We start from the raw sequence: 23,024 nt of genomic DNA, 5'->3' as shown, positions 1-23,024 counted from the left end.
TATGAATATCTCAGAATTATTAGCCCGAAATGCTAGAAAATACCCTTTACAGGAAGCGGTTGTTGCCGACAATGAAAGACTAACCTATAAAGAATTAGATATTCGCGTGACTAAATTGGCCAATGCCTTAAAAGACCAAGGGATTGGAAAAGGTGATAAAGTCATTTTATTTATGCCAAATACACCTGAATTTATCATCACTTATTTTGCCGTATTACGAATAGAAGGAATCATTGTTCCTGTAAATGCCAAGCTGACCGAGGTTGAATTATCCTATATCATCAATCACTCTGATGCAAAAGCGTTGATTATTCACGACCTTCTGTATGAGCAGGTAAAGGGACTACCAGAAAAGTATGACATTCAATTGATCAAAACAGGAGAAAAACAGCCAAACTGGGTGAGCTTCCAGGAGCTTCTAGATTCGGGAAGTACGAATGAAGTCATCTGTTTATTAAAGGAAGATGATGAAGCAACGATATTATATACCTCAGGGACAACAGGAAATCCAAAGGGAGTACTTTTTACAAACCGTAATATTTTAACTTCAGCGATTATGATGGCTGTTGAAATGTCCATGAAACCAGAAAGTCGTATGCTTCATTTAATGCCTCTAAGTCACTCAGCACCACTCCATTTGTTTTTAGTGGCTGGTACATATGTGGGAGCCACACATATCGTCGCCCCAACCTTTACTCCAGAGCTATTACTAAAGCTAATACATGAAGAAAAAGCAACTCATTTCTTTGGTGCACCTGTCGCCTACCTTTTCACAGCAAAGCAGCCAAACATTCAAGAATACGATCTTTCCTCCATGAAATATTGGGTATATGGGGGCGCGCCATTAGGGCAAAGGGAAGTTCAATTTGTCAAACAAAGCTTTAAAACGGATAACCTATTCTGTGTGTATGGATTGACAGAAGCTGGACCAAGCGGAACCTTATTATTAGCTGAAGAGCACGATACAAAAGCAGGAAGTATTGGGAAGAGAGCGGCGTTAGGAACTGAGCTTGCGATTGTCAATGATCATGGAGAATTGGTCGAACCAGGGGAAGTTGGCGAAATTGTTCTAAAAGGTGAAGCTGTCATGAAGGGATACTATAAAGATGAAGAGAAGACATTGGAAGCGATGAAGGCTGGATGGCTCTATACAGGGGATATGGCTAAATATGATGAGGATGGATATATCTGGGTCGTTGATCGTAAGAAGGATATGATCATTTCCGGTGGAGTTAATATTTATCCAAAGGAAATTGAAGAATTGCTAATCACTCACCCTCAAATAGCAGAGGTGGCTGTAGTTGGTGTTCCACATCCTGAATGGGGAGAAACAGTAAAGGCATTTATCGTGCTGAATGAACCAATGAATGACTTAGCTGATGAATGTAAACGCTTCCTAGACCAAAGACTAGCAAGCTACAAAATTCCAAAGCTATATGAAGAAATTGACACTCTACCTCGAAATGCCACTGGGAAAATTTTGAAGCAAGTACTAAGGAAGCAGGAGCAATCTGTATAAAGAAATAAAGGATAATAAGAATAAAGGGGAGTTTGGAATGAATTTTTACAGAGAAGATCCTAATTTAAAATTTATTTTAAAACAGTATTTACATGATGAGTTTTTTGCATGGGCTGATAAGGAGCTTGATGAATTTGGAGAGCTTTGCGGAACAGAGATTGATGAGCGCGCGGTCCATACGGATAGGGAAGGACAGCCTCGTCTCATAAAATATGACCGCATGGGGAATGATATTTCTCATATTTGGGTAAATGAGGGTTATAAAAAAACGGTTGAGCAGACCTATAATGCAGGAATTGTTGGCTATGTCCACAAAACGATTCCTGAGTTAGGTAGAAAAGGGAACTATATGTACTCCTATGCACAAGGCTATTTACTATCCCATGCGGAGCCTGGATTTTATTGCCCTGTCACGTTAACAATGGCTACAGCCTATTTGATTGATCATTATGCTGATGAGGAATTGCGTGCTAAATATTTGCCACATGTCATATCAACAGGTGAGGTAGAGCTTTTTGAAGGAGCAACCTTCTTGTCTGAACGTCAGGGCGGATCAGATGTTGGTGCCAATGAGGTCAAAGCCGTCATTGAAGAGGGGAAATATCGGATTTATGGCGAGAAATATTTTGGATCCAATGCAGGGCAATGTGGCGTGGCTATGATTTTAGCAAGAATAGAAGGTGCACCAGCTGGAACAAAGGGATTGAGTCTCTTTTTAGTGCCATGGAGGAAGGAAGGCTCAGGAGAATTAAATCATTTAGAGATTAGAAGATTAAAGGATAAGCTTGGGGTTAAAGCAGTTCCGTCTGCAGAGGTAGTCTTTAATGGAGCTGAGGCATATTTAGTAGGGGATGCAAAGAAGGGCTTTTATTATATGATGGAGGCTTTAAATCTCTCCCGAATCTGTAATGCAATCGCCTCACTAGGGATTATGCAAAGGGCCTATTTAGAGGCAAGAAATTATGCCTTTACCCGTCATACTTTTGGCAGTTACTTGGTTGATTTTCCTATGGTAAAGGAATCTCTTGTAAAATTGGCTGCTAAGCAAGAGGTAGAAGCCAGTGCCGTATTTTCACTCGTCTCACTGTTTGATCATGTAACTGAAAACGTTGGATTTGTTTCGAAGGAAGAAGAGGCCATGAACCGCTTATTAATTGCTTTGCTGAAAATGGAATCCGCTGAGCAGGCGATTCATTTTGCCCATGAGGCAATTGAAATGCATGGTGGAAATGGATATATGGAGGACTTCGTTACCCCAAGATTACTTCGCGATGCGCAAGTGCTAACGGTATGGGAAGGAACGGCGAATATTCTAGGTTTGGAAGTACTACGTCTAATTGAAAAATTCAATGTCCATGAGTTGTTTTTAAAGTATGTAGACGAGGAGCTGGAGAGTTTACCTGTTGAGCTTCAACAGTATACAGCTCCAATTCAAAAGGGCGTCGTTCAATTAAAGACCCTTCTAAGTACGCTATCAAAAGAAAATCGTGATGTGCAAACCTACCATAGTAAGCGAGTGGCAAAGCTGATGACCAAAATCTATGAAAGTATCATAGCATTGAAGGATGCAAGTATTGGTGGGGAAAGAAAGGAAATCATTGCCCGTGTATTCCTTAATGAAACCTGGAGACTAAATGAAATTGTTGATGAAGAACTGCTCGCTTTGAAGTATTTTGATGAGATTGTTAAGGTGGCACAGCCGCAAAAATAGTGTTAATGGAGGACAGGTTCCGCGTCCAATTTTTGGATAGGGAACCTGTCATCTTTACTCTGAAAAATTGACAACAAAAATATGGGGTGCATCTGGTATTAACGACTGTCCACCGACCGACAGATAAAGGTCATTTCTGATAATAAGGGATTGAGTGTCGGTTATTGCGAAGGTCTCTCATATTCCAACTTTTATCGGACCAGAGATCCGTTATTTAGTTTAAAACACCAACAAAATGGAAATTAACGGACTAAGGATCTGTTATTTGCTATAAATTAGTAAGACTAGGGGCGGATTTTGGCCATTAACGGAACCAGTGTCCGTAAACCATCCGAGAATTAGTAATTTAATATAAATAACGGAACCAAAGTCCACAAATTCACAAAAAATCAAATAAAGATGATTCGAGGCAAAAATTAATAGTAAACTCACAAACAATATACAATAAAAAGCCTCCATCTGTAACTCATTGAACCCAATGTCGTCCATTAGAGTAAAGGAGGTTTTTTTTTATGAAAAAAATGATCTTCTTCATCTCAGTGATTCCTTTGTTTGGACTTCTACTGTTAGGGTGTGGAACGCAAGATAAAGGGGAAATCGGCTCAATCGATGATAAAATGACCGATCCTGATATAGAAGGCTATATTGTGAAGATGACCGAGCAAGGAATTCTTGTGGTAAGTGTTGAATCAGAGGATCTAAGTTCAACTGGCGGTAAAGAAGAGTTCTATAATGCCGTTTGGGCTTCTAATGTGAATCGAGAAGTAGATATTGGGCAAAGGGTGCGGGTTTGGTTTGATGGACCCATTATGGAATCGTATCCAGGTCAAGGCAAGGCTAATAAGGTGATTCCTGTATTTAGTGAAAAGAAGCTAGGGGCAAATTTAACAGAGGAACTAGCAATCAAAAGAGCTCTTTTAGATCAAACTAAAAAAATAAAAACATTATTTGTACCTGCTATTAAAAAGGTGGAATACGTGAAAGAAACCGACACATGGAAGGTTGAAATAAAAGATACAGAGGGACAAAAAATCCTCAAAGTAACCGTTAAAGATGAATAGGTGACAGGCACCATCCAAAATTTGGATGGTGCCTGTCACCACCCGATTTCTTTAAGAAATCGGGTGGCTATTTATATTGGGATTAAAGGCATTTTTTTAATTCCTCAGTTAGGCGAAGGAATTCTTTTTTGTTTCTGTCCCGTAAGGATTGGTCGATTTCCTTATGGAGCATCTCTTTTCGATAGTTAAGTAGCGCTCTGTCTAAAACCATTTCTGCAAATAAGGTATCGGTGTAATGTGCCTCTGTTTCTGGTAGATCATTTAGAAATTTCTTTTCCATGGAAATCAACTCCTTGAGCTTTTTTTGATTATATCAAGAATAATCAGATAATTCAATTATTTTTTATTTGTAATATTATCCAAATATAATTTAAAAGCTTTCCAACAAAAAATACAGACCCAAATAATTTTGAGTCTGTATAGTTCACTGTTCATTATTTTTATCGATTGGTAAAACAATTGACACAGTAGTACCTTCATTTTCCTTGCTATTTATCTGAAGCGTTCCCCCATGGTTCTTAATAATATTTTGGCAAATCATCATTCCCAAGCCAGTTCCTTTTTCCTTTGTACTAAAAAAGGGTTCTCCCAATTTGGTTAAGTGATCCTTAGGAATCCCAATGCCTTCATCAAGTATAGAAAGCTCTAAGAAGTTGTGATTCTGTTTTGTATTTAAGGTGATGGTTCCTCCATCTGGCATCGCCTCAATAGAGTTTTTAATCAGATTGATTAGTAGCTGTTTAATTTTATCTACTTCACAGAAAATTGGAAGCTTCGGTGAAAGATGGACCTCTTTAATCGATATATCGCTTAATGCAGCCTGGGAATTCATTAACACAACAACACTCCTAATAATATTCAGGAGGTCCTCCTTTTTTGCCTTTTTAGGTTGAGGCTTTGCCAATATGAGTAGGTCATTTACTATTCCTTCAATTCTAATTAGCTCATTTAGGATCACGTCGGCATATTTATTTGATCTTCCTTCATTTAAAAACTGGGCGAAGCCTTTTATTGCAGTCAGTGGATTACGGATTTCATGGGCTATTCCAGCAGCGAGCTGACCGACAATTGAAAGCTTTTCTGCATTTTGTAATTGCTCCTCCGTTTCTTTTTGACCGGTAATATCTCGAATAATGATTTGAAAGGTCTTTTTATCTTTGGAATTCATTGGGGTTAATTGAATATCTGTTTTTTTTGAATGCCCGTCTGTTCTTAATAGATTCATCTCAAAGTTAATATTATCTTCCATTTGGAGAAAGCTAGATAATTGGGCTTGGTCTACCGTAGTTAAATAATCGAATAATGTTGTCCCTAATAGATCATCGCTGTTAGAACATCCAAATAATTGGCTTCCTTCAGGATTTACACAGATCCAAACGCCATCTTTATCTATGATACCAATGGTGTCTTTAGAGTTTTCAAACAGTAAGCGGTATCTTTCCGATATTTCAGCAAGCTCCTCTTCTAATGATATTTGGTTGGTGATATCACGGGAGATACAGAGAAACTCATCTCCATTACATACGCTTGAGCAACTAGTTTCTAGCCAAATATAATGCCCATCCCTTCTCCTCATTCGAAAACGGATTAATTCCTTTTCATCAATACTATTTAGTTGGAATTGTGTTAGGGCATGTGATTTATCCTCAGGATGGCATAATGTAAAGAAACTTTTATTTTGAACCTCTTGCTCAGAATATCCTAGCAAAGATTTGATAGAGGGTGAAACATATTGGAAAATCCCTTTTCTATTGATTCTTGAAATCAAATCCTTTGAATTCTTTAAAAAAAAGTGAAGGATACGATCCTCATCCTGATTGACCAAATTAAACAAAAATGAACTTTCACTACCAACAGGATACAATGACATCCATCCTTTCTTCATCTTCCACAGCATATATGAAAAATCAATCATAATTGTAAATAAAATGGTAAATTTTCTGATATTTTAAAATAGAGCTTAAATATTCCTTCTACTAAAGAGCTTATAATCTCTAAAAGTTATTAATTATAATAATCATTATTATCCCACATTATTAACGCAAAAGTGTTTGCGGATATACGCATCTATTCCTGCGGTGAAACCATCATTTAAATAGGGTAAAATAATAGTAGCCGTTCATCTTAAAACTTGAAGTAATCAAGAGGGTGAGGACATTGGTAGATACAAAAATGAGTAAAATTGAAGAATCCATTGAAACAATCGTCTATCGAAATATAGATGATGAATTTTTAAAAGATTTAATTTTACAATATGTAGATTATCAATCGAAAAAGGGGTTTCCATTCGGAGAGTTACTAGTTTTACACTATCAATTATACAATGGACCTGAAACAGATGAAATATATGAAGTAGCTGCAGCGGTGGAGATTCTAATCCTAGCCTTTGATATATTAGATGATTTTGAGGATAAGGATATTCATACTAAACCATGGGCAATAAGGACTCATCTAGCATTAAATGCAACAACTGCTATGCAGTTTTTGAGTGGAGAGATCATAAGAAATAGTAGTTTCACAAATAAAGAACATGCCCTCTCTATTTTCTTTCAATATTGCTTGAAATCAATCAATGCCCAGCATAAGGATTTATTAAATAATTGCCGATCAGAAGCGGATTACATCAATATGACCTTAGGGAAATCCGGCTCCCTAGTCACCTTTGCTTGTTTATTAGGTGCGTCATTAGCAGCAGATGAGTATCCAAAAGAAATAGAAGAATACTCAAAATACATAGGATTAATTGGCCAAATTAATAATGATTTAGAGGATTTAAAAAATTGGAAGGAAAAAAATGATTTCATACATAGAAAATATACCCTCCCTATCATCTACTTGCTTAATTGCAAACATGAAGAAATGATGTTTATTCATCAATACTACCAAAACAAACTATCCAAGAATCAATTATTAAAAAATCGGCAAGTAATTGAACGAAGGCTTCTGGAATCAGGGGCAATCCATTACACGAACGTTATTAAGAAAATTTATCAAAACGAGACCATCAATATATTAAAAAAACTTAATATAGATTCATATTATTTTAATCAATTATTAAAATATATTTTATAATAAAAGGAGGAGTTTATTATGCAAGAAGTGGTAGAGTTTCTAATGAATAATTTGGATGTATTAGCCAAGGTAAAGGAAGGAACTGCATCCTTAATAGGGGTTTCCGCTGATGAATTAAAAGCCATCCTGGAAGTATTCTCAGATGGTATAACGACTCCAACCGCTTATTACTGGAAATAAAGGATACATACTGTAGCCGGGATACAATTCCCGGCTTTTTTAAGAGGAGATAAAATGGGAAAGCATATAAAAATGAGAGTATTAGGTATTTTACCGTTTATATTTGCGGTCGCGTTAACGATCTATTTTACCGTTATCGTTTTAAAATATCCATTAGTCGGGCTAGAGGTAACAGAAAAGGATAACCGATGGGTTGTGGATACAATCTATGATAAGGGATGGGCATCTCACCATTCCATAGAAGAAGGGGATGTTCTAAAGCTAGTCAATGGAGAAAATCCTAACGAGCATTCCACTGTCACACATTTTAATCGGGTTGAGATGGCTGAATCCATAACAATAGTTGACAAGCATTCTAGAGAACAAGAATATACGATTTCCTATTTTCATTTGGATACTCAATATATCTTTTATCTTTTGCTCCCTTTTCTATTTATATTAACTGCTCTATTATTGAGTACTTTTCTTTATCGTAGAAAAGGTGATGACAAATCTGCCATTATATTAATTTATTTCTTATTGTCATTAGGTATTTGCTATCTGAGTGCTTCGGGGTCATCTAGAGGAGAGCTAATTGGAAGAGTCACTACTACAGTGACATTACCAGGCTCACTCATTCTATTTATTCATTTTATAAAGAGCTATTTTATTCGCTATTCTTTACCATTTATTAAAACAAAATCTTTAGGCATATTATATTTGCTATATACAGTTTATTTAATCTTGATGCTCGCTAATTACATCTTTAAAGAGCTTAACTCCATTATGGGTGTTGTAGAGCTCGGTTTTTATGCAATCTTACTATTTTTTGCTCTTGTGACCCTTACTAGATTTTATTTTACATACAAAAATTCTGAGGGGAAAAGTATTTTAAAAATTCTATGGATTACCATATTTATAGCCTTTGCCCCTTTTGTGTTTTTCTATGTTATCCCCAATATTGTTTTTGGAAAGGAAATCGTCTCGGCAGAAATATCGGCATTATTTCTCATCATCATACCGCTAGTTTTTACATATATGCAGCTTGCTGAGAAGCTGTTTGATATTGAGTATTTATTAAATCGCTTTCGGTATTATTCAATGCTCTCGTTTCCTTTTACAATCATAATGACATTATTGCTTTGTCTCTTGTTTAAGATTAAGTTTTTTTCAGGCTTGAATTTCGTGACTTTTATCCTTACCTTCACAATAACGACGCTATTTTTGTATATTAAGGAATATGTAGATTATAAAATGAGGCATCACTTGTTTTCGAATCGACACAATTTTGAAACGAGCTTATACAAATTTTTCCAAAAGACAAAATATGAGACGAAGGTAAGCAGCTTAATACGTAACCTTATGAATGAAATCAAAGATGTATTAATGGTAAAAGAAGTCATGTATATAGAAGTGATAGAAACAGACAAAAATAAGTGGACTATTTTAAACCAAGATTCTATTTCAAAAGAATTAGCTATGGTTCTTGAGAAAATCCAGTGGGAGAATCATACTGTTGGTTCCTTGATAGAAGTCATGGAAGGGTTTTGTATTGTTATTGGAGGCGAATACAATAATAAAAACATCATATTCTGTGGGTTGAAAAATTTTAAAACCACATTAAATATTGAAGAAAAGGTTTGGCTAGAAACGCTAGCTTATTTCTCTAGTATTCTATTAGAAAATTTCCTGCTCATTGAAGGATTATTCCAGAAGATTGAGGATTTTAAAGTGAAAATTGAAGAGGAGAAAAGCAATTATCCTCTCTGGCTGTCGAGACTATTGTTTTCTTTATCGGAAAAGGAAAGGGCAAACCTCTCGATTGATATTCATGATTCGGTTTTACAGGACCAGTTACAGCTTTTGAGAGAAGTAGATAAAATGATTGATGGATGTGACTCAGAGCCTCTGAAAGAGGAGTTACATGAACTGAAGGAAAGAATGCTAGACAATATTCATTTAATTCGCGAGACATGTAATGAGTTAAGACCACCATTCCTAAGTGAGTTAGGGATTATTCAATCGATTCAAAACCTCATGGACCAAACGAAGCTAAGAGCGGATTTTCTCTTATTTTCAAAATTGGATCCATCGATTCATATGCTTGATAAAGATTGTGAGTTAACCATATATCGAGTCGTCCAGGAGCTATTAAATAATGCGATGAAGCATTCACGGGCAACTGAGGTTAAAGTTTCGTTAAATAAAAATCAGAAAGGATTAACTCTTATCTATGACGACAATGGAATTGGGTTGGATATTTCTACCCTAAATGATTCCTTTAAAACAATGGGGATTGCCGGAATTAAAGAAAGGGTAAAAAGTATAGGCGGTAACATTGAGATAAATTCCAGCCCCGGTAATGGGATGCATGTTGTCATAAACCTTAATACAGGAGGGAAAGGAATTACATGATTAATGTATTGATTGTCGATGATCATCCTGCAGTTGGAGAAGGTACAAGGGCCATCATTGAACAGGAAAGGGATATGAAGGCGGATGTTATTACCAATTCCGAAGAAGTAATACAAACGATTAATAAACAAAAATATCAAGTGTATTTAATTGATTTATATATGCCAAAGCTGAATGGACTTGGATTAACCAAATTAATCCTGCAACACGATGCTGACGCCACCATTCTCATATACACCGGATTTGATATCATTACCCACTATAATCTATTGATTGATGCAGGAATCGCAGGATTTATTAGTAAGACGGCAACAAGGGAGCAGCTAATCACAGCTATTCGCTGCGCATTAAGAGATGAAGCGGTTGTTCCTCTTCAGCTATTAAAGCAATTAAGAAGGGTAGAAACAGGTCCTTCAACAAATGAAGGGATTCAAAATCTGGGTGATATCACTTTATCTAGTAAAGAACAGCAAATATTAGATGGAATTGCAAAAGGCCTAACAAATAAGGCTATTGCTATTAACCTTTCTATGAGCCAACGAACCATCGAATATAATTTAACAAAGATATTTTCTAAGCTTGGGGTAAGCTCAAGAACAGAGGCTTTAATGAAGGCAAGAGAGTTTGGATTATTATCAAGACAAATGGTCTAATAAGGGCTGGCAAAACTGCTAGCTCTTTTTGTATGGCTGTGATTAATTGAATTCCCTCGATTAAATTTAATAATTATTTAAGAATTCGTTTAGAAATCCTTTATAAGTAATCGGTATTCTACGGGTGTAAATAAATAATAGAAAGGTTGAATGGATATGAAAAAGAAGGTCATTATCGCAACCGTATTAAGCGCCGTTCTAATAGGAGGTGCTTCGATAACGATTTATGCTAATAACGATGGTTATCATCTTTACAAGGATGCGGCAATCAAAACACATACAATCAAAAGTACAAATATGAGTGTTGAGGCAAAGGTCATAGATAATGGTATGGTTTTGAATGAAGTTCAAATGGATACGAAGTACAATTTACAGCAAGAAAAGATGCAAAGCAAAGTGGAAGTTGATATGAATGGAGTAAAAGAATCATTTGAGATGGCCTATCAGGATAAAGGTATTCTAGTTAAAAATATAAACCAAGACTCTTACTATTTATTAAAAGATAATGAGTCCCAAGAGGAGAAACAGGAGAAGTTCAAAGCCCATCATAATCCGGAATTAATGAAAATCATGGGGCATGTCTTCGATACATTAACCGTTCAGGTCCATGATGAATTTAAAGTCTCCAAACTAGCTGGAGGGAAAAAGGAAATATCAGTCAATATGACAAATGGTGATATTCCTGTCGTATTCCGTGAAATCGGGCAATATATGGTGAAAAAGAGTACAGGAATACATGAAAATGTTACAATGAAAACGGCAGAATATCCTTTTCTAACTCAAGACCTAACCGCGGATATTCCAGCTCTTGTAAGTGATATTCAAATTGAAAAGGTAAAGACAAATGCCCAATTAACAAGTGACAATATCATCGAAAATCAAAGGATGTATATAGTGATTTCAGGAAAAGACAAAAATGGCAAGAGTCACAAGTTAGAACTTTATTTAACCATTGAAAATAGCAAAATTAATTCTACTAATCTGGACTCAGTTGAACTTGATGACAACAAAATAGAAATGCTGGATTCCTCAAAATATAAGGAAGTCCATCATTTTTAAGAAATAGGTAGGGAATTACATGTCCATCCGGAAAAAAATCGTACTTTCAAATATCGCGATTATCCTCATCCCTTGTTTATTATTCACATTAGCTATGCTTTTATTATTTTTTTCCTTTGTCGGTAATGACAATATGATAAATACTAAGCAGTATGAGGAACAAGTGGCAATGGAGCACAAGCTGTTTTCAAAGGTAAAATTAATGACGACTTCTCAACCAGAGAATCTAGTTAATTTCACGTATCTTGAAGACATAGACAGGGAGTTAAAGAAATTAAATTCTTATTTAATGGTTCGAGTGGATGATGATGTCATCTATCAATCTGCTAAACTTGTCAATCTCCCAATAGATGACTATTTAGCGTCATTTGGGGAGTTTAAGAAGTATGCCCACGATTCCATTACAATCGATGATCAGGCATATAAATATGAACAATATGATTTTTATTTTCCGGATCATAAACAGGGTAGTATCTTTCTTGTGAAAGAGACAAGCAAAATGGAGCAATTCATGGTAAATTACCATCCATGGTTATTTGCAGCCTTGCTGCTCATACTCGTTATCACTAATGGGGCTATCTCATACTTAATCTCTAAAAATATTATTAATCCAATAATGACCTTGAAGGATGCAACCAAAAAGATTAAACAAGGTGATTTGGAGTTTCATATTCAAACGGATCGGAAGGATGAAATTGGAGAACTGATTTCATCCTTCGAGGACATGAGAGGGCAATTGAAAAAGTCTATTGATTTACAAGTTAAATATGAAGAGAATCGTAAGCTCCTTTTATCCAATATTTCTCACGACCTGAAAACTCCAATTACGGCTATTAAAGGGTATGTTGAAGGAATTCAGGATGGAATCGCTAATACCCCAGACAAGGTAAATCAATATATGAACACAATCTACAAGAAGGCGAATGATATGGATGGGATGATTGACGAGCTGTTTCTGTTTTCGAAGCTGGACTTAAAAAGAATTCCCTTTCAATTTGTCGAAACCGATATTGTTGATTATATAAAGGAATGCGTTGATGAACTATCCTTCGTTCATAAGGAGAAAGGGATAAAGCTTGAGTTTTCGAATGTATATGAAGAACCGGTCCTTGTGTTAGCAGATCGTGAAAAACTCATGCGTGTCTTTACAAATATTATTTTAAATAGCATGAAGTACATGAATAAACCTGATGGGATTGTTACTCTGACAATGACAAATAGCAGTGAATGGGTCGAAGTGGTTATTGAAGATAATGGCCCAGGAATACCAGAAGCCTCCCTTCCATTTGTGTTTGAACAATTTTATCGAGCGGATCAATCAAGAAATAGTGAAACAGGCGGGAGTGGACTTGGATTAGCTATTGCTAAGCAGATTATTGAAGGGCATGGAGGACAAATATGGGTTCATTCGGAGGAAAATTGCGGAACGGAAATTCATTTTACCTTAAAGAAAGTAATCCATAATATGGATAAATAAAGCCTCGTGTGAAGTCTTTGTTCCTGCACAGAGGCTTTATCCCACTTTTTAGTTATAAGAAGACACGCTATATGGGAGAGTAAAGGATGAAAAAGATATTAATCATTGAAGATGATCATAGTATCGCTGAGCTGCAAAGGGATTATCTCGAAGCAGAAGGCTTCCAAGTGCATTTGGAGGAAGATGGCGAACATGGACTTCAACAGGCATTGAATGGGGGATATGATCTTTTTATTTTAGACCTGATGCTTCCGATTGTGAATGGCTTTGAGATTTGTAGACAAATCCGTAAAGAACAGGATGTTCCGATTATTTTTGTATCAGCTAAAAAAGAGGATGTCGATAAAATTCGTGGATTTGGACTTGGTGCCGATGATTATTTAGTCAAGCCTTTTAGCCCAAGCGAGCTTGTAGCTAGAGTAAAGGGGCATCTTGCAAGATATGAGCAATTGATTGGCAGACATGTTAAAAGGGAAAACAAATTTATCATCGGAAATATTCAAATAGATATTGATGATCGCAAAGTATATATCAATCAACAAGAGGTCTCTTTAACATCGAAGGAGTTTGATTTGCTACTGTTTCTTGTTCAAAATCCTAATCATGTTTTTAGTAAGGATGAACTATTTGAACGAATCTGGGGGATCGACGCGATTGGAGACGTATCAACTGTTACTGTTCATATAAGAAGGCTTCGTGAAAAAATAGAAAGCGATTCATCCAATCCTCAACACATTGAAACCATCTGGGGAGCAGGCTATAGGTTTAAAATTTAGACTTTTATCTTAATAGAATCGAATTGTATACTCTTATAAATAAATGATGATTAGGAGAAAATAAAGAATGATTTTTTCACATGTGGCCACTTGGATTATTGCCATAGTTTTATTTATTACAAGCATTGTAATGGTTAGCAAAGGAAACGATAAGGCACAAAAAATCACCCATATGACCTTACGCTTATTTTATTTATTAATCATAGGGTCGGGGGTAGGCTTGCTTGTTTTATATCAATTTATTGGGATTGTAATAATTAAGTCATTCATTGGTTTAATTGTGATTATGGCAATGGAGCTTGTTTTAGTTCGCGCCAAAAAGGGCAAATCTATTAAGGGCCCCTTTACACTCTTCGGATTAGCTTTTATATTGGTTTTATATTATGGATATTTTGTGATTGGCTAAACGGTAGTCATTTCAAATTAAATTTTATAGTTACATATAAAGATTCTGTTAACGGGCTAGAGCTTTCAATCTAGCAAAAGGGGAGCTGAGTTTATTGGGGGAAATCATTAAAGTTAAAAATGTCACGATAGGAGAAGGGATACCAAAAATTTGTGTCCCATTGGTGGGGAGAACACTTACCGAACTATTACAGGAAGCAACAGAATTTCGAGGACTGGATATTGATATAGTGGAATGGAGAGTGGACTTTTTCGAGCTTGTTGAAGAGCTTGAAAAGGTGAAAGAGGCTCTTATTGAAATAAGAAAAAGGCTTGGGAACCTACCACTTATCTTTACCTTTCGTAGTGCAAAAGAGGGTGGAGAAAAGGAAATAAGTAAGGCTTATTATATGGAATTAAACAAAACTATGGCCGAATCAAGACTTGTAGATATCATTGATGTGGAATTGTTTAATGATCCTGAGATTTTAAGGAGTCTAGTCGATGTGGCGCATGAACATCAAGTGTACGTTATTATTTCTAATCATGATTTTCATGGTACCCCTCCGAAGGAAGAGATCATTGAAAGACTACAAAAAGCTCAAGAATTTGGTGGAGATTTACCGAAAATTGCTGTTATGCCAAAGGATGCAGCCGATGTTCTGACACTACTTGATGCCACCCTCACAATGAAGGAACATTATGCGAACCGACCTATTATTACGATGTCGATGGCTGGAAAAGGTGTTATCAGTCGCCTATCCGGCGAAATATTTGGCTCTGCCTTAACATTTGGCGCGGCTAAGAAGGCCTCTGCACCAGGTCAATTAGAGGTAAAAGAACTACGACATGTATTGTCACTCTTGCATGAAAATATATAGGGATAAACTCATTGATATTAATGGAATTAAAGCCATTGGAAGGGTTATGATAATGAAGTGAGACAACCAATCTTAGGAGGTATTCCAATATGACAACCATTGCAGAAATAATCGAGGAATGGAATCAAGAGGCAGTATTGACCCAAAAGGTGTTAGACGCATTAACTGATGCTTCATTAGAACAACAAGTGTTTCCAAATGGTCGTACATTGGGTAGACTTGCATGGCACACTGTGACTAGTATCCCTGAATTCCTTTCTGCTTTTGGAATTTCACAGGCAGGAAGTCACGATACTGTGCCAACATCTGCTCAGGAAATAGCCGAAACCTTCCGAACAATCAATGCTGATGTAGTTAATAAAATTCAAGAACTTCAAGATGATTCATTAAAGCAAGTACAAAACCTTTTCGGCAGGGAAATGACCAATTCAGCCGTATTCTCACTACTGATCAAGCATACGATTCATCATCGTGGACAATTAACAGTTTTGATGAGACAAGCTGGATTACCGGTTCCTGGTATATATGGCCCTTCTCTAGAAGAATGGGGTCAAATTGGAATGAAGCCACCAGCAATATAAAATTAAATGAAGTAATTTTGTTAAATAATATTTAGGATTAAAAATGTACCAGAGGAGGCTTTTATCAGTCGCCTTTGGTACATTTTTTTGGGAGTTTTTAAAGGGAAGAGTTTGCTTTAAATGTTTCAGCTGCTTAACAATTGGAAGTCTTCGGGAGTAATGACTCTACTTTCACAAAGAGGAGAAGACTGTACTAAATGAACTAAATACGGAGCAATATTTGCAGGATGTTCACCAACACGTGCTAAATTAGTTTTCATCACTCCAGGATTAAAGACATGGATTTTTATTCCCTTACGATGCTCTTCATCCTGTACGGAATAGGTTAACGCTTCAATCGCCGCCTTACTGGCTGCATAAGCGCCAAATCCGGCAGCACCTTCTTTTACAATCCCAGATGTAATATTAATGATATGCCCTGATTTTTCACTTCTCATGTATGGTAAAGCTTCTCTCATCATTAAAAATACACTTGTGGCATTATTGTTGATTTGATATTCCCAAGAATCTAATGGACTATCAATGACATGATATTGTTGAAATATGGCCGCATTGTTGATAAGAATATCAATTCTTTGAAATTTAGCTATTACCTTACGAATTAGCCTGTTTACATCAGACTCTGTTGAAACGTCTGCCTGTACTGACAATACTTCTACTTCAAATTGTTCATGGATTAGCGCCTCTACAGGCTGAAGAATCTCATAACTGCGGTCGCAGATGACGACATTTGCTCCCTCTCTTGCAAACGCAATTGCTGTCTCCTTTCCAAGTCCACTACCTGCACCTGTAATGATCGCTACTTTTTGATGTAAACTATTCATTTCATTCCCCCTCTTATTAATTCTCTAATTCATATGTGATTAATAATGTATAATAGTTCTTTGTAAAAGTCAATATATTCTGAAAATTATATTAGTTATTTTTTATAAAATATGTCAAATTTTTGTCAATAACCTCCCTTTACATATTTCACCAGGTAAATGCCAAACTAATAATTCAATTAAAGCACGTACAATTATCCTAAAAATGGAGTTAAGCATTTCTCCAGGTGACCATTTAAAGCATTATACGTAAACAGGAGGATAGGGCATTGAAAAAAAGAATGATAAGGGCCGTCATGAGTATGGCAATCACTTTGTTAACTATTGAACTTTATCCAGGCATTATTCTCGCCAAGGAGGGTAAGCGTGTTCCGACCTTTCAAACACGCCAAGATATTCCCCATCAATACAAGTGGAATCTTGAGTCCATGTATCCATCAAAAAAAGAGTGGGAAGAGGATGTGAGGGAGGCAGAAGAATTGTCTGAAGACTTCAAGAAGAAATATAAGAATAAACTTTCAAAGTCCCCCTCAATTATGAAAAATGCCATAGAGGAATATATCAAGCTGTCAAGGATTGAGGAAAAGGCCTATGTATATGCCCAGCTATCATTTGACGTCAATCAATCCAACCCAAAGTTGCAAACCATGACAGACCGTTCTGAGAATATGGCAACAATGGTGTATGAAAATACGTCTTGGTTCAGGCCTGAGGTAGTAAGTATTCCTAAAAGGCAAATGAAAAAATATCTAAAGGATCCCTCACTTAGACATTATAAAAAGGTGCTGTCCAATATTGTTCACTCCAAGCCTCATACTCTTTCAAAGGAAATGGAGTTACTTTTGGCAAAAATATCACCACTTAGTTCAACCGGATCCAATGTATATGAAATGCTCGAAAAGGATATCCAATTTCCGGCCATTAAGGATGAGAAAAATCAGTTGATTCCATTAACTCGGTCCAATTACCCTGTGTTTATGGGAAACAAGAACCGAGATATTCGAAAACAAGCCTTTCATACTTATTATCGAACATTGGCTAAGTACCAGGATTCATTTGCAGAAACATTAGGAGCAGAAGTTAAAGCTGATAATATTTATGCCAATATAAGAAAGTATCCCTCTGCCCTTGAAGCGTCATTAAATTCTAATCACATTCCTGTAGAGGTTTATAACAAACTTATACAATCCGTTCATAAAGGGTTGCCCCTATTGCATCGTTATGTTGAGTTGAAGGGAAAGATGCTCCAGGTAGATGATTTACATATGTATGACATTCATGTGCCAATTGCCGAAGAAAATGACAGCTATATTCCATATGAAGAAGCCCAGAAAATGGTCATAGAAGGTTTGAAGCCTATGGGAGAAGAGTATGTTAATGAAATTAAAAGGGCATTTGCAGAAGGTTGGGTAGATGTTTATGCAACTGAGGATAAAAGAAGTGGGGCATATCAGTGGGGTGCATATGATGGGCATCCGTATATATTATTAAATTATCATGGAACAAAAAATGATGTTTACACCCTTGCCCATGAATTAGGTCATGCGATGAATTCCTTATATTCAAATAAGCATCAACCATATATTACCTCTGGTTACACCATCTTTACCGCCGAGGTTGCTTCAACTCTTAATGAAGCCCTCCTTTGGAATAGTGAATATCAAAAGGCAAAAACGAAGAAAGAAAAAATGGTTTTGTTAAATCAGCGGCTGGAGGATTTTCGGACGACCCTATTTCGTCAAACACAGTTTGCTGAATTCGAAAAGATGATCCATGATTTAGAGCAAAAAGGGGAGTCTCTCAATGCAGAGGCATTAAAGAAAATATATGGTGACTTAAATAAAAAATATTATGGGACTGCCATGCATAATGATAAAGAAATCGAGATGGAATGGGCTCGTATCCCACATTTCTATAATAGCTTTTACGTGTACCAATATGCGACAAGCTTCGCTGCATCAGCTGCCCTTTCTGATCAAATTAGGAAAGAAGGTTCAAAGAAAGTATCAATTATTAAGGAAAAGCTATTAAGCGCAGGAGGATCCAAGTCCCCAATAATCCTTTTAAAGGAAGCGGGTATTGATATGTCGACTACAAAGCCAATTGATCAAGCGCTAGAGGTTTTTGAAGAAACTTTAGACGAGTTAGAAGCTTTATTGAAAGAGAAATCCTAGATAGGCATAAATAAAAAAGCTGGAGAAGGTGGTTTGAACTTTCAACAGCTTTTTATTATTTCTTTATTTATTTACCAATTTACCAAACTAAAGTATCGTGCTATAATAAATCGCGTGATAAAAAATTGTTCGAATGCTACTAGAAATATCATTGTTCTTCCTGTTAGGTTAAGAACCCGTGATAGATAAAATATTTTTAAAAAATGATTAGACAGCATGGAAGGTGTTTGCAGATGGAAAATAAAAAATGGGGACTGTTTATTTTAACAACATTTGTTATTGGAAATATGATTGGTGGTGGAATCTTCATGATTCCAGCTAACCTTGCTCAAGTATCAAGCTCAGAAGGTGCACTATTGTCATGGGGTGCTACTGGGTTAGGTGTATTAATGCTCGCCTTAGTTTTTGGGAATTTAGCCATTCGAAAACCTGAGCTAAAGGCTGGACCGCAGAGCTATGCCCAAGCAATATTTCAATCTCCGAAGAGCGGGAAAATAGCTGGGTATAGTATGGCATGGGGATATTGGGCGGCTAATTGGGCCGCAACAGCATCAGTTATTATCTCATTCGCAGGATATCTATCTACATTCTTTCCGATTATGCAAAGCTCACATATATTATTTTCAATCGGAACATTTCAGTTAGAATTGGGTAAGGGGATTACCTTCCTTGTTTGCAGTATTATGCTATGGGGAATTCAGTGGATTTTAACACATAATTTTAATCATGCAGGGAAAATAAATTTAATTACAACGGTTGCAAAAATAATCGGGTTTGTACTTTTTATTGTTATAACTCTCTCTATTTTTGACTCCACGAACCTGGGATTTGGAGATTCGTTTACAAATGTTGAGGGAGAACAGGTGGCATTTGGAGGTCAAATCAATGCAGCTGCTATTTCAACCCTATGGGCATTTATTGGGATTGAAGCTGCAGTTATGCTATCCAATCGTGCGAAATCTCAGAGAGATGTGAAAAAAGCAACGATGCTAGGGCTAGTGATTTCAGTGATGATTTATATGGGCATTACCTTGCTTACCATGGCGGTAGTACCACATGAAAAGCTCATCTCCTCACAGAAGCCATTAGTTGACGCCCTTCAAGCAGTGATTGGAAGCAATGGAGCAACTATTATGGCCATTCTTGCCTTAATTTCATTATTTGGTTCTACTGTTGGGTGGATTGTGGTGAGTTCTGAGGTCCCATATCAAGCGGCAAAAACAAACTTATTTCCCAAGTGGTTTGCCAAAACAAATCAGAAGGGTAGCCCGAAACGTTCATTAACATTAACGAATTTAATGACACAAATCTTTCTTTTTGCAACTGTTTCTAGCACGGTTACCCAAGCCTATAATTTTGCTATGGTAGTGGCTACACTTGCCTATTTGATTCCTTATTTGGTTTCAGCTATCTATCAAATGAAGTTAGTCATTACTGGGGAAACCTATAATGAGGTCAAAGGCTCTAGATTAGTAGACGGAACCATTACCGTACTTGCTCTCATTTATTCTTTATGGGTGATTAAAACAGGAACAGCCGATTTAAAAACCTTCTTCTTAGGTATAGGGCTTTTTGCAGTAGGTCTTGTTTTGTATCCGTTCATTATGAAAGAACCGGAATCTAAAACTGTGGTAGTTGGACAAATAAAAAAAGGTGAAATGATTTAATTATCGTCGTGAGACTAATGTTATTGACCAGTACCTTTAGAGTTGCTATAATTTTTATTATTTTAATAAAATAGTAGCGGTGAGTGTTATGGGTAAAACTATAGCAGGAGCAGCTTCTGGAGAGACCGCAGGAAGCGGCGCCGAAGGATTCACAATCTCAGGCAAAAGGACAGAAGAGTAACAGGTACTTGATTGATCGTTATTCGACTGAACTGGAGATTGGAGGGCATCCAATCTCCTTTTGTATGTCGATTTATAAAAATTATTGAGGTGATGAACATGGGAAGAAGACGTGCGGTTGTTAGTGTTATTGGAAAGGACCAAGTAGGGATCATTGCAAAAGTAACAACGGTTTTATCGGAGAACCAAATTAATATTCTTGATATCAGCCAGACGATTATGCAGGATTTTTTCACAATGATGATGGTTGTGGACGTTTCTGGATTTGAACAATTTGATGTTTTACAAAATAATCTAGACCTTTTAGGAACAGATCTTGGATTGAAAATAAATATTCAGCTAGAGGAAATCTTTGAGGCTATGCATCGAATTTAAAGGTTTCTCCTGAAAAGTTTCAGAACTTAGGGCACCTTTCTTTTTAAGGGCTAATGAAAATAGGGAAAATAGGAGGACGAACATGAACATTGCTCTACAGGAAATGATTGAAACAATCCGAATGGTGCAAATGGAAAATTTAGATATTCGAACCGTAACGATGGGGATCAGTCTGTATGACTGTGCCGATTCAGATTTTGAAAAGATGAATAAGAAGGTATATGACAAAATCACCCGCTTAGCTAGCCGCTTAAAGGAAGTAGCAGAAGAGGCTGAAAAAGAGTATGGGATACCTATCATAAATAAAAGAATTTCCATCACTCCAATTGCAGAAATTTTAGGGAATGCAACAAAGGAACAAGCTGTTGAATTAGCCAGGACATTAGATAAAGCGGCTACTGTTCTTGGGGTTGATTTTATTGGAGGTTATTCAGCTCTTGTACATAAAGGAATCACAAAAGGAGACCAAACCTTGCTTGATGCTCTCCCTGAAGCATTAAGTGTAACTAATCGTGTGTGTGCTTCTGTCTCAGTGGCATCAACAAGATCCGGTATTAATATGGATGCAGTAAGAAGCATGGGTCATATTATTAAGGAAGCTGCTGAAAGGACTAAAGATGAAAATGGACTAGCATGTGCGAAGCTTGTTGTCTTTTGTAACCCTGTTGAGGACAATCCCTTTATGGCTGGAGCCTTTCATGGGGCCGGCGAAGGCGAAGTCGTTCTTAATGTAGGTGTAAGTGGCCCAGGGGTGGTATTGAATGCCTTGAAAAAGCATCCGGAGGCAGACTTAGGTGAAGTGTCAGAGGTCATTAAAAAGACAGCCTTTAAAATTACAAGGGCTGGTGAATTAATTGGACGTGTCGTTGCAGAACGACTAGGGGTTCCTTTTGGAATCATGGATTTATCGCTTGCACCCACCAATGCTATGAATGATAGTGTGGCGGAAATATTGGAGGAAATTGGACTTGAGCGTGTAGGAACTCATGGAACAATTGCAGCTCTTGCCCTTATGAATGACGCAGTGAAAAAAGGAGGCGCCATGGCGAGCTCCTATGTAGGCGGATTAAGTGGTGCCTTCATCCCGGTCAGTGAAGATAATGGAATGATACAAGGGATTTTGGACAACGCCCTTACGCTTTCTAAGCTAGAAGCAATGACTTGCGTTTGTTCTGTAGGTCTAGATATGATTGCTCTTACTGGTGATGCTACTCCAGCTACACTCTCAGCCATTATTGCAGACGAAGCAGCGATAGGCATGATAAATAAGAAAACAACGGCGGTCCGTGTTATTCCTGTTCCAGGGAAGGTAGAAGGAGACACGGTTGAGTTTGGAGGCTTGCTTGGTCGTGCTCCAGTAATGGGAGTCAATCCATATAGCTCAGAAAAACTAGTTCGCCGTGGGGGAAGAATTCCTGCTCCATTACAATCATTAATTAACTAAAAATCAAGGTGTTTCAGGTGTCAGGCATTGCGGTGCTTGACACCTTGCATATTGCTTTCAACCTTTTGCAGTCAAATAGTACAAAAACCAAACTGCATGATTTTGCTCGTCTGCAGCTGCTTTTCTAAAAATCTCTCGAATATAGGGATCCTGTGTTTGATCAGAAATATCTAAATAGAAATCAACAGTTTCCTGTTCATCCTTAAATGCGAAGTTTAACCCCTCAATCCATGTATCCGGACATTCCTCACTAATTTTTGGACTAGGTTTTTTTCCGGATAATCGTGTATAAAGCTGAACAAATTGTTGAAAATGCTTTTGTTCATCCTTTCTAATCTCAAGTATTTGCTCCCTGACCTCATTTGACCGGGCAAGCTTAGCTAGATTTTCATAACATCGAATAGCGCTATATTCTCCATTAATAGCTTTTTCGATATTGGAAATCAGGTTTGTTTGTCTACTTTGATCCACTAAATAATATAAGTATGGATACAATTTTATTCACACCCTTCTATACGCTCATGATTAACGGGAAGTCTAACAAAATTTAATACATAGCAAAAAAATGAAAATTCATAGCATGATACGGAAACTTTTTTGAACCGTGCAAGT

21 protein-coding genes and 1 riboswitch are annotated in these 23,024 nt (G+C 36.8%); of the genes, 17 read left to right on the top strand and 4 right to left on the bottom strand.

Features of this window, described 5'->3' with window-relative positions; genetic code table 11:
* Position 1 precedes the first annotated feature (1 nt).
* The 3 genes from BQ6100_RS17500 (at position 2) to BQ6100_RS17490 (ending at position 4,291) form a co-directional block, all read left to right on the top strand.
* Entirely contained in the window at positions 2 to 1,519 is a 1,518-nt protein-coding gene (locus tag BQ6100_RS17500; RefSeq protein ID WP_075982831.1) for a class I adenylate-forming enzyme family protein, read from the top strand.
* A 37-nt stretch (positions 1,520 to 1,556) separates the two neighbouring features.
* On the top strand, positions 1,557 to 3,230 hold the full coding sequence (locus tag BQ6100_RS17495) for an acyl-CoA dehydrogenase family protein (protein WP_075982830.1): 1,674 nt from the start codon (positions 1,557 to 1,559) through the stop codon (positions 3,228 to 3,230).
* A gap of 512 nt (positions 3,231 to 3,742) precedes the next feature.
* Complete coding sequence (locus BQ6100_RS17490; protein ID WP_084780456.1) at positions 3,743 to 4,291, top strand: YobA family protein; 549 nt, start codon at positions 3,743 to 3,745, stop codon at positions 4,289 to 4,291.
* Positions 4,292 to 4,373: 82 nt separating this feature from the next.
* On the opposite strand, the gene BQ6100_RS17485 is transcribed toward BQ6100_RS17490, so the two are convergent.
* Entirely contained in the window at positions 4,374 to 4,571 is a 198-nt protein-coding gene (locus BQ6100_RS17485; protein WP_075982829.1) for an IDEAL domain-containing protein, read from the bottom strand.
* 144 nt (positions 4,572 to 4,715) lie between these two features.
* The gene (locus tag BQ6100_RS17480; RefSeq protein WP_218921362.1) at positions 4,716 to 6,161 is read right to left on the bottom strand and encodes a PAS domain S-box protein; all 1,446 of its coding nucleotides are present in this window, start codon (positions 6,159 to 6,161) and stop codon (positions 4,716 to 4,718) included.
* Positions 6,162 to 6,463: 302 nt separating this feature from the next.
* Here BQ6100_RS17480 and BQ6100_RS17475 point away from each other — a divergent pair, with 302 nt between their 5' ends.
* The 10 genes from BQ6100_RS17475 to BQ6100_RS17430 all read left to right on the top strand — a co-directional run bounded on the left by BQ6100_RS17475 (position 6,464) and on the right by BQ6100_RS17430 (position 15,748).
* Positions 6,464 to 7,363 carry a polyprenyl synthetase family protein gene (locus BQ6100_RS17475; RefSeq protein ID WP_075983616.1) on the top strand — a complete coding sequence of 300 codons (900 nt, stop codon included), beginning with the start codon at positions 6,464 to 6,466 and terminating at the stop codon, positions 7,361 to 7,363.
* A gap of 18 nt (positions 7,364 to 7,381) precedes the next feature.
* The gene (gene comX, locus BQ6100_RS17470) at positions 7,382 to 7,543 is read left to right on the top strand and encodes a competence pheromone ComX (RefSeq protein WP_084780451.1); all 162 of its coding nucleotides are present in this window, start codon (positions 7,382 to 7,384) and stop codon (positions 7,541 to 7,543) included.
* 54 nt (positions 7,544 to 7,597) lie between these two features.
* Positions 7,598 to 9,937, top strand: a complete 2,340-nt coding sequence (locus BQ6100_RS17465) for an ATP-binding protein (RefSeq protein WP_075982827.1) — start codon at positions 7,598 to 7,600, stop codon at positions 9,935 to 9,937.
* Entirely contained in the window at positions 9,934 to 10,590 is a 657-nt protein-coding gene (locus BQ6100_RS17460; protein WP_075982826.1) for a response regulator transcription factor, read from the top strand. The genes BQ6100_RS17465 and BQ6100_RS17460 overlap by 4 nt, the downstream gene beginning before the upstream one ends.
* A gap of 156 nt (positions 10,591 to 10,746) precedes the next feature.
* Positions 10,747 to 11,649 (top strand): hypothetical protein, encoded by a 903-nt coding sequence (locus BQ6100_RS17455; RefSeq protein ID WP_075982825.1) that lies wholly within the window; start codon positions 10,747 to 10,749, stop codon positions 11,647 to 11,649.
* A gap of 19 nt (positions 11,650 to 11,668) precedes the next feature.
* Positions 11,669 to 13,126 carry a sensor histidine kinase gene (locus BQ6100_RS17450; RefSeq protein ID WP_075982824.1) on the top strand — a complete coding sequence of 486 codons (1,458 nt, stop codon included), beginning with the start codon at positions 11,669 to 11,671 and terminating at the stop codon, positions 13,124 to 13,126.
* 86 nt (positions 13,127 to 13,212) lie between these two features.
* On the top strand, positions 13,213 to 13,902 hold the full coding sequence (locus tag BQ6100_RS17445; protein ID WP_075982823.1) for a response regulator transcription factor: 690 nt from the start codon (positions 13,213 to 13,215) through the stop codon (positions 13,900 to 13,902).
* A gap of 67 nt (positions 13,903 to 13,969) precedes the next feature.
* Complete coding sequence (locus tag BQ6100_RS17440) at positions 13,970 to 14,308, top strand: DUF1516 family protein (protein ID WP_075982822.1); 339 nt, start codon at positions 13,970 to 13,972, stop codon at positions 14,306 to 14,308.
* Between the two features lie 94 nt (positions 14,309 to 14,402).
* Complete coding sequence (gene aroD / locus BQ6100_RS17435) at positions 14,403 to 15,167, top strand: type I 3-dehydroquinate dehydratase (RefSeq protein WP_075982821.1); 765 nt, start codon at positions 14,403 to 14,405, stop codon at positions 15,165 to 15,167.
* An 89-nt stretch (positions 15,168 to 15,256) separates the two neighbouring features.
* The gene (locus BQ6100_RS17430; RefSeq protein WP_075982820.1) at positions 15,257 to 15,748 is read left to right on the top strand and encodes a DinB family protein; all 492 of its coding nucleotides are present in this window, start codon (positions 15,257 to 15,259) and stop codon (positions 15,746 to 15,748) included.
* Positions 15,749 to 15,873: 125 nt separating this feature from the next.
* On the opposite strand, the gene BQ6100_RS17425 is transcribed toward BQ6100_RS17430, so the two are convergent.
* Positions 15,874 to 16,572, bottom strand: coding sequence for an SDR family NAD(P)-dependent oxidoreductase (locus BQ6100_RS17425; RefSeq protein ID WP_075982819.1), 699 nt, complete (start codon positions 16,570 to 16,572; stop codon positions 15,874 to 15,876).
* Between the two features lie 269 nt (positions 16,573 to 16,841).
* On the opposite strand from BQ6100_RS17425, the gene pepF reads away from it, so the two are divergent.
* From pepF to BQ6100_RS17405, 4 genes are all read left to right on the top strand, one after another.
* Positions 16,842 to 18,746: an oligoendopeptidase F gene (gene pepF, locus BQ6100_RS17420; protein WP_075982818.1), complete on the top strand. Its 1,905-nt coding sequence runs from the start codon at positions 16,842 to 16,844 to the stop codon at positions 18,744 to 18,746.
* 233 nt (positions 18,747 to 18,979) lie between these two features.
* Entirely contained in the window at positions 18,980 to 20,413 is a 1,434-nt protein-coding gene (locus tag BQ6100_RS17415; protein WP_075982817.1) for an amino acid permease, read from the top strand.
* A gap of 106 nt (positions 20,414 to 20,519) precedes the next feature.
* Positions 20,520 to 20,596, top strand: a riboswitch (glycine riboswitch).
* Positions 20,597 to 20,692: 96 nt separating this feature from the next.
* The gene (locus BQ6100_RS17410) at positions 20,693 to 20,968 is read left to right on the top strand and encodes an ACT domain-containing protein (RefSeq protein WP_075982816.1); all 276 of its coding nucleotides are present in this window, start codon (positions 20,693 to 20,695) and stop codon (positions 20,966 to 20,968) included.
* An 82-nt stretch (positions 20,969 to 21,050) separates the two neighbouring features.
* Complete coding sequence (locus BQ6100_RS17405; RefSeq protein ID WP_075982815.1) at positions 21,051 to 22,412, top strand: PFL family protein; 1,362 nt, start codon at positions 21,051 to 21,053, stop codon at positions 22,410 to 22,412.
* A gap of 57 nt (positions 22,413 to 22,469) precedes the next feature.
* Here the strand turns inward: BQ6100_RS17405 and BQ6100_RS17400 are convergent, their stop codons facing one another.
* Entirely contained in the window at positions 22,470 to 22,907 is a 438-nt protein-coding gene (locus tag BQ6100_RS17400; protein WP_075982814.1) for a ferritin-like domain-containing protein, read from the bottom strand.
* Between the last annotated feature and the right edge of the window lie 117 nt (positions 22,908 to 23,024).

The organism is Bacillus massilinigeriensis (assembly GCF_900117315.1).
GTDB classification, from domain to species: Bacteria; Bacillota; Bacilli; order Bacillales; family Cytobacillaceae; genus Bacillus_BE; species Bacillus_BE massilionigeriensis.
The sequence above is the reverse complement of the archived record's forward strand: the minus strand, read 5'-3'. Positions and strand labels throughout refer to the sequence as shown.